Source organism: Streptomyces sp. CNX435, assembly GCF_059570575.1.
Window position 1 is genome coordinate 405,277 of sequence record NZ_JCANTA010000003.1, and the last position, 11,731, is coordinate 417,007.

At 76.8% G+C, this 11,731-nt stretch carries 10 protein-coding genes; all 10 read right to left on the reverse strand.

Annotated elements, in window-relative coordinates:
- Positions 1-27: 27 nt before the first annotated feature.
- Positions 28-1,785 carry a hypothetical protein gene (locus tag T328_RS08215; protein ID WP_496495229.1) on the reverse strand — a complete coding sequence of 586 codons (1,758 nt, stop codon included), beginning with the start codon at positions 1,783-1,785 and terminating at the stop codon, positions 28-30.
- Complete coding sequence (locus T328_RS08220) at positions 1,782-3,254, reverse strand: condensation domain-containing protein (protein ID WP_496495230.1); 1,473 nt, start codon at positions 3,252-3,254, stop codon at positions 1,782-1,784. Before T328_RS08220 ends, T328_RS08215 begins: the two co-directional genes overlap by 4 nt.
- Entirely contained in the window at positions 3,239-3,982 is a 744-nt protein-coding gene (locus T328_RS08225) for a 4'-phosphopantetheinyl transferase family protein (protein WP_496495231.1), read from the reverse strand. The genes T328_RS08220 and T328_RS08225 overlap by 16 nt, the downstream gene beginning before the upstream one ends.
- Positions 3,983-5,365, reverse strand: a complete 1,383-nt coding sequence (locus T328_RS08230) for an MATE family efflux transporter (RefSeq protein WP_496495232.1) — start codon at positions 5,363-5,365, stop codon at positions 3,983-3,985.
- The gene (locus tag T328_RS08235) at positions 5,358-6,581 is read right to left on the reverse strand and encodes an acyl-CoA dehydrogenase family protein (RefSeq protein ID WP_496495233.1); all 1,224 of its coding nucleotides are present in this window, start codon (positions 6,579-6,581) and stop codon (positions 5,358-5,360) included. The genes T328_RS08230 and T328_RS08235 overlap by 8 nt, the downstream gene beginning before the upstream one ends.
- Positions 6,578-7,666, reverse strand: a complete 1,089-nt coding sequence (locus T328_RS08240; protein WP_496495234.1) for an acyl-CoA dehydrogenase family protein — start codon at positions 7,664-7,666, stop codon at positions 6,578-6,580. Before T328_RS08240 ends, T328_RS08235 begins: the two co-directional genes overlap by 4 nt.
- Entirely contained in the window at positions 7,663-8,649 is a 987-nt protein-coding gene (locus T328_RS08245; RefSeq protein WP_496495235.1) for a hypothetical protein, read from the reverse strand. The genes T328_RS08240 and T328_RS08245 overlap by 4 nt, the downstream gene beginning before the upstream one ends.
- Before the next feature lie 3 nt (positions 8,650-8,652).
- Positions 8,653-8,934: an acyl carrier protein gene (locus T328_RS08250; RefSeq protein WP_496495236.1), complete on the reverse strand. Its 282-nt coding sequence runs from the start codon at positions 8,932-8,934 to the stop codon at positions 8,653-8,655.
- Between the two features lie 61 nt (positions 8,935-8,995).
- The gene (locus T328_RS08255; RefSeq protein WP_496495237.1) at positions 8,996-10,309 is read right to left on the reverse strand and encodes a type III PLP-dependent enzyme; all 1,314 of its coding nucleotides are present in this window, start codon (positions 10,307-10,309) and stop codon (positions 8,996-8,998) included.
- Positions 10,306-11,703: a preATP grasp domain-containing protein gene (locus T328_RS08260; RefSeq protein WP_496495238.1), complete on the reverse strand. Its 1,398-nt coding sequence runs from the start codon at positions 11,701-11,703 to the stop codon at positions 10,306-10,308. Before T328_RS08260 ends, T328_RS08255 begins: the two co-directional genes overlap by 4 nt.
- Positions 11,704-11,731 lie beyond the last annotated feature (28 nt).

An 11,731-nucleotide genomic window follows, 5' to 3' on the forward strand; every position in this document is an offset into this window, starting at 1 on the left:
TCTGTCCGTTCGTTGCCGCGCGTCGGGCTACAGCGCGATCTCGCGTACGTACCGCAGCCGCAGACGCGCGTACACGTCGTCGCCTGCGGAGAACTCCGGGTCGTCGTGCGGCCAGAGCTGGCGCGGTTCGCCGCCCGCCCCGCGGCAGGCCGCGGGGAGGGTGACGGTGGCGCCGTCGCCGGACTCGAACCGGCGCTCGGCGTCGTCCACCGCCGCCGTCAGCGCCGCGCCGCGCAGTCCGGCGACGCGCAGCCGCGCGGCGGTGGCGGCGCGGGTCTCGACGGTGCCCTTCCAGCCGCCGTCGATGAGCGCGGCGAGGCCGCCCAGCGGGCGGGGTTCGAGGCGTTCGCAGGCGAGGACGACGAGGGTGGAGTCGCCGGCCACCTCGCTGAGGTGCTCGCCGAGCCAGCGCACCGGCAGGTCGCGGGTGGGCAGCGCCGGGTCGGCGGCGGGATGCTCGGGGCAGGGCACGACCTTGAGCCGGATGTCGGGCAGTTCCTCGGGCGCGCGGCCCAGCAGGAGGCGGGCCTCACGGTGCGCCATGCGTTCCAGGGCGGCACGTCGGGCGGTGCCGTCGCCGTCCGCCTTCTCGTACGACGCGGGCCCGCCCTCGTACGACGCGGGTACGCTCTCGTGCCGCGCCGGTGCGCCCGTTCCGTACGCCGTCGGCGGCCCGTCCGCACCGCGGGACTCCTGCCCGGCGGCGACCGCACGCGCGGCCCACTCCGCCGCCGCCGCGCACCCCTGCCCGCCCAGCTCCGCGCGGTCGTCGGGCCGCAGTCCGGCGGTGATCCAGCTCCGCAGCGCCGCCATGCGGGCGTCCTCCCGTACGCGCAGGTGCCCGCCGCGCTCGTCCCCGCTGTCCGGGGTGAGCGCCCCGAGCAGGTAGCCCGCGGCCCACACCTCGCCGGCCGCGTCCGCGGGCAGCGCCCGCGGCGGCGGTCCGGCCGCACGGGCGGCGGCGCTGATGGTCCCGTGCGCCACGCCGAGCAGCGCCGACCAGGGCCGCCACGGCCAGGTGAACGGCTGCTCGGCGGCCTCCTGTGCGCCGCTGCGCCGGATCCGGACGTGGCAGCGGGAGGCGACGAGTTCGACGGCGTAGCCGAGGCCGCCGTGGCGTGCGGGGTCGGCCAGCTCCGGGCCCGACCAGTGGGCGGTGCCGACGGGCCCGTCCGCGGGGGCGACGGCGAGGCGCACGCCGTGGTGGTCGTTGCCCGCGACGGACGGCCCGGTGCTGTGGTCGAGCACGTGCGGCACCGGCGCCACGACGGGAATGCCGCGCTCGGCGCAGAACACCGCGATGTGCTCGTCGTCGTCGCGGGTGACGTCGGGGAACCCCGCGAGAAACGCCGCGAGTTCGCGGGCCCTGTCGACGGGCAGCGCCAGGCCCAGCGACGGCACCCACTCCCACGGCGCCAGCCGCACCGCGGCGTAGCCGCCGACCGCCGCCTGCCGCACCCGGTAGGAGTTGTACGGCGACACCCACAGCACGCCCAGCGACACGGCGCGGTCCGGGTGCCGTTCGAGCAGCGCGGTGACGTGCCGGGCGAAGTCGCGGTCGAGGTGGACGTCATCCTGCACCACCAGGTGGTGGGTGGCCCCGGGTTCAATCGCCGCCCACGCGACCTTCGCGGTGCGCAGCGGGCTGGGGACGCCGTCGGGGTCGGGGTCCCGGACGATACGGGCGGGCAGCGGGGCGCACTCGGCGGCGACCCGCTCGGCACCGGCGAGGCGGGCGGGGTGGCACATGACGACGGTGCTGAGCCGCACGGGCGACCGGGTCATGCGAGCGCCGCCCGGCTACGGCCCGTGGCGCCCGCGTCCGCGGAACGTCCCGCGCTGTCCCCCGCCGCCGGTTCCGCGGCCTGCGCCGCCCGTGCCGCGTCGACGATCAGCGCCTCGAACCCCCTCAGCATCGCCTCCGCGGCCGGCTCGTCGATCAGACCGGTGTCCACGGTCAGCGACACCGGCATGAAGTGCCTGCTGCTGTAGACATGCCAGGCCACCGACGTCTCCGACTGCCGGCCGAGCGTCTGCCACTCGATGACCGACTTCTCTGGCCGTACGCCCGCGTGTTCCCGCCGGTCCACCGACCGCGCCTCCGTGATCATGTCGCGCAGATCGTTGTACCAGCACGTCCTGTCCATCGGCCGGCCGCGCCGCTCGTCCAGCCCGCGCAGGTCGTCCAGCAGCGCGGACTTGTCGTAGTACGCGTGGTAGTACGTCTTCATCGCCGCCTGCGCCGCGCGCCGGGCCAGCGCCTCGAACGCCGCGGGCCCGGCGTCGGGTTCGAGCCCCGCGTCGAGCGTGAACAGCCCCTCCAGCGTCACCGTGCTCACCGCCTCCCGCAGCGCGGGCTGGAACCGGTTGCTCACCATCACCTGGAACACGGCGCGGTCGTGCCGCGAATGCCGGGCCACCACCGCCGACGCGGCGGCGAGCAGGATCGCCGAGGAGCTGATCCGCCAGCGCTCGTCGAGCGTGCGCAGCGCCCCCGGCAGGCTCGGCGAGGCGAGCACCGCCTGCCGGTACGCCGGCCGCGCGCCCGGCCGGGGGGTGAACAGCCGCTCGGGGACGTCGCGCAGCGACTCCACCCAGTGCCGCCGCGCCGCCCGGTCCCGCTTGCGGCCCTTCTCCGACGCCTGGTACGCGGCCTCCGCCAGCGGCTGGTGGCCGCGGCTCGCGGCGCGCAGCGCCGCGGGATCGGCGCCGCGCAGCAGCTCGGCCAGGGTGCGGTACAGCAGGGTCAGGCCCATCGCGTCGGTGGCGACGTGCGCGAGCACGAGCACGGCCCGCACGACCTTTCCGTCGACGCGTACGAACGCGGCGCGCACCGGCCACTCGCGGTCGTACGCGAACCGCACGGCGCGCCAGTGGCGTTCGACGGCGTCCGCGAGCACGGCCGCCGCCGAGTCGTCCGCGGCGTCGAAGAGGTACACGTCGAACGTGCCGTCGCCGTCCAGCTCCTGGCGCATCGCGCCCCCCGCGCCCACATGGATGCGGGTACGCAGCGAGTCGTACACGGTGAGCAGCCCGCGTACGGCCTCGACCGCGCGGGCCGTCGGCAGGGCGGGGGCGACGGGCAGCACCACCTTGACGTTGGTGCCGTGGTCGTCGGGCTCGGTGTCGAGCATGGCCCGCCGGATCGCCCACTGGCCCCAGGTCACGGGTCCCTCCCCCGCGGGCGCGCCGGCGATGCCGACGGTGACCACGCGGGCGGTGTGGCCCGCCACCTCGCTCAGTTCCCTATGCACAGGTCCCTCCAGTCACAGCTGCGGTAGTCGATGCGGCCGGGTGTGCGGCCGGTGGTGGCGACCGCGGCGGCGTAGCCCGGTCCGATCGTCAGGTCGGCGACGGCGTAGTCGACGCCGTCGAGTCGGCGGGGCGTTCCGTACGGCGCCGGGTCGCCGCCGGCGTCGCGGCGCAGGAAGTCCAGCAGCCGGCCGCCGGCGGCCTTGGCCCACGCCTCCTTGCGCGCCAGCAGCAGGCACAGCCGGCACGTCCGGGCCCGCCCCGCGGGCAGCGCGGCGAGCTGCGCCGCCTCGGCCGGGGCGAAGAACCGCCGGGCCAGCGCCAGCGGGTCGCCGTGCGGGTGTTCGGCCTGCAGGTCGACGCCGACGGGCACGGTGCCGCCGACGGCGACGAGGGCGCGCAGCCCGGAGCGGGACAGGTTCCACTCGCAGCCGCGGCCCGCGCCGGTCAGCGCCGGCTTGCCGTACGGACCGGGGGTCCAGCCGATCCGCTGGGGCGGCAGCCGCAGATGGTCGGCGAGCAGCCGCCGGGCGGCGGCGTGCGAGCGGAGCAGCGCGGTCCGGCGTACGGGGTCGGCGAGCCGCGCCGCGCGTGCCCGTTCGGCGTCGGTGAGCAGCCCGGCGGCGGGGCCCGCCACCGCCTCCCCGGCCGCGCCGGCGGCCCCGGACAGGTCGACGTCCCAGACGCGTACCGCGCCGCCACCCTCGTCCCCGGCCGCGTTCCCGGGCACCTAGGCCGCCTCCGCCGCGCGGCCGAAGCGCCGCCAGGCCGTGGCCAGCAGCAGCGCGCCGATGACGACGTTGCCGACGGCCAGGGCGACGAAGTACGCCTCCGCGTGGTCCACGGCGCGGGCGAGCAGGCCGCCCCCGACGTTGACGGCACCGAGGTAGACGATGTCGGAGGCGATGGTGATGTGCCCGTTGCGCACCTGCTGCAGGCTCATCGTCACCATGTTGAGCAGCCCGAACGCCAGCCAGCTCGGCGCGACGATCGTCAGGTAGTCGTCGGTGAACGCGGCGGTGCCGGCGTCGTCGCTCATCAGCCTGCCGAGCGGCCCGGCCAGTGCGAAGCCGGCGACGGCCAGGAGCGCGTACACCGCCAGCACGTACCGCACGCCCTCGCGCAGGACGGGCCGCAGCAGGTGGCTCTCGCCGGCGCCGAGGGACTGGTTCATGGTGATGGCCACGGCCGAGCCGAGCGCGATCGCGGGCGACAGGGAGAGCACCTGGACGGCGTGGGCGCCGCCGTAGCCGGCGACGGCGTCCGGGCCGAAGTCCGACAGCACCCACAGCGAGGTGTAGTTCATGCCGGCGATGAAGAGGTACGACACGGCCACCGGCACCCCGACCGTGACCAGGATCGCCGCGGTCTGCCGCAGCGGCTCCGCCGGCCCGCCGAGGCGCAGCAGCCCGGTGCGCGCCAGCAGGACCAGCCCCGACGCGAGGCCCACCACCGAGGCGCCGGCGATGGACGCCGGCACGGCGAAGACCCCCATGCCGGCGTAGAAGCCGAGCAGCCACACGCCGAGTACCTGCATCGCGGCGACGGCGATGGTGATGACCGACGCCGACCGCGCGCTGCCCCAGCCGCGCAGCGTGCCCGCGACCACGGAGGTGAGGACGGCCAGCAGGAAGGAGGCGGCCACCAGCCGGGCGAAGAGCACGAAGTCGTCGTGCGACGCGGCGTCCACGTCGAGCGTGTCGGCCATCTGCGGCGCGGCCAGAGCGATGACCGCCGCGGCGACGGCGAAGCAGCCGAGCGCGATGGCCCCGATGCGTACCAGCGGCGGCTGCGAGGCGTCGCCGGCGTCCGCGCCGCGGCGGCGGGCGGAGACGACCTGGCTGCTGATCTCGATGCCCTCCTCCAGCGCCAGGAAGAAGAACGAGATGGGGATGAACAGGGCCCGGATGTACAGCGCGTCGCCGCCCATGTTGCCCAGCAGCGCCGAGATGGCGAACTGGGCGCCGAGGCCGGTGACGACGCCGAGGCAGATGGGGACGGCCAGCCCGCGCAGCCGTACGCGCAGGTCGTCGGGCGGAGCCGGGGCGGGATCGGTGGCCGGGTGCGGGGCCGGGTCGGGGGCCGGGTCGCCGTGCTCCTTGACGTCAGTCATCGAGGATCCTGCCTTTCCGGTGGCCCAGGGCGAGGTTGAGCCGCTGCATGGTGCCGGTGCCCTCCATGAACTCGAAGGCCCGGGCGTCCCGGTGCAGCTTGTCCAGCAGCGGGTGCTCCAGCCGGGCGCCGGGCCCGAAGAGCCCGAGGGCGTACTCGGCGGTCTCCAGCGCCAGTTCGGCGGCCCGGTACTTGGCGGCCGAGGCGACCGTGCCGTCGACCGGGTCGCGGTCGGCCTGCTCGGCGGCGGCCAGCACCAGCCGCCGAGTGCCGGCCAGCCGCCGCCGCAGCCCTTCCAGGGCGTACGACTCGTCGGCGCGCAGGGCGCGGCGGTGGGTGGCCGCGTAGTCCCAGGCGGCCTGGGCGATGCCCAGGGCCATGGCGGCGACGACGGGGCGGGCTCGGTTGAAGGTGCGCATCGCGCCGACGATGCCGCGGCGGGTGGCGGACAGGTGCATGCCGAGGATGTCGGAGCGGGCCACGGGCACGTCGTCGAGGCGGACTTCGCTCAGCCCGACGGCGCGCATCCCGGTGGTCGGCAGCGCGGTGGCCGTGAACCCCGGCCGGGTGGGCTCGACGAGCACGGCGACGACACCGACGGGGCCGGGCTTGATGCGGGCGAAGACGACCCCGAGGTCGGCGCGGACGGCGTTGCCGATGTACTTCTTGACGCCGCTCAGCCGGTACGAGCCGGGCCCGTCGGCGCCGGTCTCGGTCAGTGCGGTGGTCAGCGCGGTGGCGTCGGAGCCGGCGTGCGGCTCGGTGAGCGCGAAGAACGTCCAGGTGGGGCGGGCGGCGAGGGTGGTGTAGTAGCGCTCCTTCTGGTCGTCGTCGCCCAGTTCCTCGGTGAGCACGCCGGAGAGGGAGGGGCCGGGGGCGGCGACCATCAGCGCGGCGTCGCCCCAGGCGAGGCGCTCGTAGACGACGACGCGCTCGACGCAGCTGTGCAGGTGGCAGGGGCGGCCGTCGACGATCAGCGGGTCGGGGTTGTACGCGGGCGGCAGGCCGAGGAGGACGGGGAAGTAGGCGTCGTGGACGACGGGGTTGAGGGTCCTGGGATCGGCGCCGGGCCGGTCCATGGCCAGCGCGGTGGCACGGAAGGCCCGCGCGTACTCCTCGACGGCGGCGCGCAGGCGCGCGGGGTCGGGGGGCGGCGTGCGGGGCGCCGGTGGCCGGTGCGTGGCCGGTGCTGCGGTGCGGGTCGGGGTGGTGGTCATGGGCTCACCTCGATGGCGTGGCGGCCGGTCGCCGGGTCGGCGGTGACGGGGTGGACGTCGGCCAGCAGGTCGACGGCGCGGGCGAGCCGGCCGGGGCCGTCGTCGAGATAGCCGGAGGCGCCGAGCAGCCGCAGCGCGGTGCGCTGCGCACGGACGAGCACGTCAGCCGCGAGTGCGGCGGAGCCGGGCGGGATGAAGTGGACGGGTTCCGCGGGGCCGTCGGCCGCGGCGGGCGCGAACGCCTCGGTGCCGCCGGCGTCCGCGGGTCGGATCCCGGCGGCCGGACCGTCCTGCGCTTCGCCGCCGAACCCGCCGCAGGCCGCGCCGTGTTCCAGTAGCAGCCGGGCCTCCACGAGGTCCGCGGCGGCCTCGCCGAGCATGGTGCGTACCGACGACACCTCGGCCAGCACCTCGCCGCCCACCCGGCGGCCCGCCAGGTAGTCGGCCGCGGTGCGCAGCAGGTGCTCCGTGAGGCCGAGCCGGATCCACAGCACCCCCGCGGTCCAGGGCCCGGTGGCGCCGTCGCGGCGGCTCTCGTCGCGCCACACCCCGAGGTCGCCGGAGGCGAACTCCAGGGTGAGGACCGGCGCGCCGCCGGGCGCCTCGGCGGCGGCCAGCGGCAGCAGGGCGTGCCCGCCGGGCCCCCAGGCGCGGGCGTCCGGTCCGAGCCCGGCGCGGAGTTCGGCGAGGGCGGGGGCGGGGCCTTCGGCCTTGGCACGGGCGCGGCAGCGCAGCCCGAGCGCGGTGTCGAGCACCGGGCCGGGCGCGAGTTCGCCGGGCGGCGGGCCGGGGGATGCCGCGCCTGCGGGCGGCGGGCCGCCGAGTGCCGGGCCTGCGGTTACGTGGCCGGCGGACGCCGCGCCCGCAGGTTCCGGGCCGCCATGGGCCGGGTCGGCGGGTGCCGGGCGGGCGGGCGCGGGGCCTGCGGGGGCCGCGTCGGCTGGCGCCGGGTGGATGGGCGCGGTGCCTGCGGGTGCCGGGGCGGCGGGTGCCGGGCCGCCCTGGGCCGGGCCGGCGGGTGCCGGTGCGCCGGAGGCCGGGTCGGCGGGGGCCGGGGCGGGGGGCCGGGGTGGGCGTACGGTCACGTCCGCGCCTCCAGTGCGGTCTGCTGCGGGAACGGGGTGGTGAGCCGGCCGGGTCCGGCGGCCGGCGCGGGCGCCGGGGCCGCTGCCCGCTCGGCGACGGTGGCGGCGGCGGGCTGCGGTTCTTCGTACCGGCGTACGTGCCCGTCCGCGGCGCCGCTCGGCGCGGGCGCCGTCCCCGCCGGGGCCCGCGGCGCGGCCACGACCGGGGTGAACAGCACCCGGCAGGCGTAGCCCAGGGCGTCGTCCCGGTCGGCGACGGCGAGTTCGGCGCCGGGGTCGGCGGCGTGCCGCACGGCGGCCTCGTACCACGGCCGCAGCCAGCCGCCCGGCCGCGGCTGCCCCGGGCGCCGGTCCGCGGCCGGCAGCCGGCGTACCGTCAGCTCCGCGAGCCTGAGCCCGGTCCCGAGCCCGGTCCCGAGACCGGCACCGGCGCGGCGGCCGGGGCCCGGGCCGGAGTCCGCGCCGCGCCCCCCGCCGGAGTCCGCCCCGACGACCAGCACCGCCGCGCCGGTGCCCGGCGGCAGCGCGTACCCGGGCTCCGGCGGCAACGTGGACTGCTCCATCACGACGATCGCCGCCCGGCGGGCCTCGCCGCCCGCGATCCGGCCGCGCGCCAGGCGCAGCGCGGTGAACGCCCCCGCCGCGCCCTGGTCGTTGACGCCGATGACCTGCGGCCGGCCGCCCAGCAGCTCGGCCAGCTGGCAGCCGGGCAGCACCCGGGCCTGGCAGTCCGGGACCGGGGTGACGGTGAGCAGCAGGTCCACGCCGCTGTTCGCGCCGCCGAGCGCCTCGGCGACGGCCGTGCCGAGGTCCGCGTACGAGACGCGCTCGCCGCGCTCCAGCCAGGTGCGGTCGGGCAGCGGGCCGTAGACCGTCTCCAGGTCGTCGGCGTACTCCTCGAGGTCCGCGGCGGTGGTGCCGCCGTGGCCGGGCGGCGGCGGGCCGACGGCGGCGAGCCGCTCCAGTCTGACGGGCCGGGCCATCGGCTAGCCCTCCGCACCGGAGGCGGCGGACACCTCGATGAACGCGCACACCGCGCCGACCGTCTCCAGGTGCTCGGGCTCCAGGGTCTCGGGGTCGATCTCGATGCCGTGGTCGTCCTCCAGCGTCATGAGCAGTTCGAGGACGCTGGTGGAGTCCAGACCCAGTTCCTCGAAGAGCTTCGTCTGCGCGGTGGCCTCGCCGAGGTCCTTGCGCAGCACGGCCTCCAGCGACTTGATCACCTTGGTCTGAAGGTCGGACCGGGCCTCGTCGACGTGCGTGGTCATGCTCTTGCCTCCTGTGCGGTGCGGTGCGGTGGTGCGGTCGGGAGATGGTCGGGGGGCGGGGCTACGGGACCGGGCCGGCGGGTGCCACGGACGCCGCGGGTGCCGCGGCCTGGATGTCGGACTGCCGCTCCAGCAGGTCGTCGACGGTGTCGCGGCGCCGGACAAGGTGGGCGCGGCCGTCGCGGACCAGCACCTCGGCGGGGTGCCCGTGGCTGAGGAACAGCACGGGCGAGGCGCTCGGCCCGTACGCGCCGGAGCGGGTGACGGCGACGAGGTCGCCGGGCGCGAGGTCCGCGGGCAGGTCCGTGGCCTTGCCGAGGGTGTCGTTGGGGGTGCACAGCGGCCCGGTGACGTTCCACGGGACGGCGGGGCCGCCGCCGCCGACGCGGTACATGGGGAAGTTGCGGCGGAAGGGCGAGCCGATCCCGACGGCGGCCATGTGGTGGTTGGTGCCGCCGTCGCAGACGGCGAAGCGCTCGCCGCGCGATTCCTTGATGTACCGGACCCGGGTCAGGTACGTGCCGGCGGGCGCGGCGAGGTAGCGGCCCAGCTCCATCACCAGCCGGGTGTCCGGGTGCGCGGCGTGGAAGCCGGCGACGGCGGCGTTGATCCCCGCGGTCAGCTCGTCCACGTCGAGGTCGCTCTCGGCCGCGTGGTACGCCACGCCGAGCCCACCGCCGACGTCGACCGTGCCCAGCTCGAACCCGAGCCGCCCGGCGAGCCGTTCCGCCAGTTCCAGGATGCGCCGGGTGTTCTCCACGATCGCGGCGGCGGCGAGTATCCGGGTGCCCATGTACGCGTGCACGCCGGTCACCCGTACGTTCCCGTACCGCCGCAGGTCGGCGGGGTCGAGGGCGGCGAGCGTCTCCTCGTCGATGCCGAACTGCCGCGGCTTGCCGCCCATGGTCAGCCCGCCGCCCTTCAGCGCGAAGGCCGGGTTGACGCGGAGCAGCACCTCGGCGGTGCCGCCGCGGTGGCGGGCCTCCTCGTCGATGACGGCCAGCTCGGGCAGGGACTCGGCGATGAGCCGGGCGCCGGCCTTGAGACAGGCGGCGATCTCGTCGCGGCTCTTGCCGGGGCCGAGGAACAGCATCTCCTCCCCCGCGGCGCCGGCGCGCTGCGCGGTGGCCAGTTCGGCGAGCGACGACAGTTCGAGACCGGCGCCCAGCTCGCGCATGGTGCGGGTCACGGCGAGGTTGGGGTTGGCCTTGAGGGAGTAGAAGATGCGCAGCGCCGGGTGCAGCCGCTCCCGCAGGCCCGCGTACTGCGTGCGCAGCAGGTCGCCGTCGTAGAGGTACAGCGGCGTGCCGAACTCGGCGGCCAGGTCGGTGAGCGCGAGGCCCTGGCAGTGGGTGGCGGGCGTGTCGTCGGTCATCGTACGTCTCCGAACTCGGTCAGGCGCTCGGCCACTTCGGCGTCCAGGGCGTCCACGCCGTCCGCCCCGTCCTGGCCGGGGGCGACGAGCATGAAGTAGAAGCGGCCGTCCGCCGGGGCGGCCGGAGGTGCGCCAGGGGCGGCAAGGGCGGCGTTCACGGTCGCGTGGTTGTCGGGGAGCGCGCCGCCGCCGGCGGCGGGGTCGAACAGGAGCGGGCCGAGGGCGGCGGCGAGCCGGTCGAACGGGACGGGGGCGGGCAGCCGCACGTCGTACTGCCGGGCGACGACGACCGCGCCCGCCGGGACGCAGCGCTCCTGCAGCCGGGTCTGGTAAGTGGACATGTTGTTGCGGGCGTTGATCTCCAGCACGGGCAGCAGCGAGCCGTCGGTCCGTACGAGGGCGTCGACGCCCACGGGCCCGTGGTAGCCGTCCGCGGCGAGCCGCCGGCCGATCAGCCGCGCGGTGTCCTCGACGACCGCGCGCTGCCCGGGGGTGAGCCGGGCGGGGAAGCGGTGGCCCTTGTGGACGCCGCCGGCGGTCAGCGCCTCCTTGACGAAGTCGAAGCGCACGGAGCCGTCCCGGCCCACGGTGAGGTGGTAGTTGAGGTCGGCGGCCTTGTCGGCCCACACCTCGACGACCACGGCGAGCCGGTCGTCCCCGGTACGTTCCGCGCGCCGCCGCACCATCCGTACCAGCTGCTCCAGCCGCCGGGCGCGGTCGGCGACGACGATGCCCTTGCCGGAGACGCCGTACGCGTCCTTCACGCCGACGACGGCGCCGTCCGCGATCCGGGCCGCCGCCTTCTCCACGACGGCCTCGAACTCCGCGACCGACTCGCACTCCCAGCCCTCGGCCAGCGGCACGCCCAGCTCGGCGGTGACGCGGCGGCTGTAGATCTTGCTGTTGACCCGCTTGGCGAGCGCCGCGGCCGGCAGCGCCGCGGCGAGCCCCGCCCGCCGGCACAGCTCCTCCTCAGCGGCGGAGATCCCGTGCGGCAGCAGCGGGGCGTCGCCCAGCGCGCGCAGCCGGGCGAGCAGTGCGGGCGAGTCCAGCGCCTCCTCGGTGACGGGAACGGCCGGCCGGCAGCGGTCGGTGAGCTGCACGTGCGGCAGGTCGAGTCCGAGGCCGCGCAGGTAGTCCAGATAGCCGGGGTCGGGCGCGGACTTGAGGATCACCTGGTCGTCCGCGCCGCCGAGCAGCAGCGCGAACTCGTCCATGCGCGCGACGACCGCGGAGGGCGCGTTGTCCCCGACGGCCGGCACGCCGGGCTCGCCGCGCGCCCAGTCGCGCTCGACCTCGATGTTGCCGAGCAGCACGAGCGGTGTCCCCGGGTCGCCGGTGCAGGCGCGCCGGACGCCGCTCATGAAGTCCTCGGCCGGCGGGTTGCCGGTCATGTCGTCCCCCTTCTCCTGGCGTTCTGGC

Bases quoted from the DNA above. Each gene is read 5' to 3' on its own strand.
- T328_RS08260 (WP_496495238.1), bottom strand. From the start codon at position 11,703: ATGACCGGCAACCCGCCGGCCGAGGACTTCATGAGCGGCGTCCGGCGC.
- T328_RS08250 (WP_496495236.1), bottom strand. From the start codon at position 8,934: ATGACCACGCACGTCGACGAGGCCCGGTCCGACCTTCAGACCAAGGTG.
- T328_RS08235 (WP_496495233.1), bottom strand. From the start codon at position 6,581: ATGACCACCACCCCGACCCGCACCGCAGCACCGGCCACGCACCGGCCA.
- T328_RS08230 (WP_496495232.1), bottom strand. From the start codon at position 5,365: ATGACTGACGTCAAGGAGCACGGCGACCCGGCCCCCGACCCGGCCCCG.
- T328_RS08245 (WP_496495235.1), bottom strand. From the start codon at position 8,649: ATGGCCCGGCCCGTCAGACTGGAGCGGCTCGCCGCCGTCGGCCCGCCG.
- T328_RS08255 (WP_496495237.1), bottom strand. From the start codon at position 10,309: ATGACCGACGACACGCCCGCCACCCACTGCCAGGGCCTCGCGCTCACC.
- T328_RS08215 (WP_496495229.1), bottom strand. From the start codon at position 1,785: ATGACCCGGTCGCCCGTGCGGCTCAGCACCGTCGTCATGTGCCACCCC.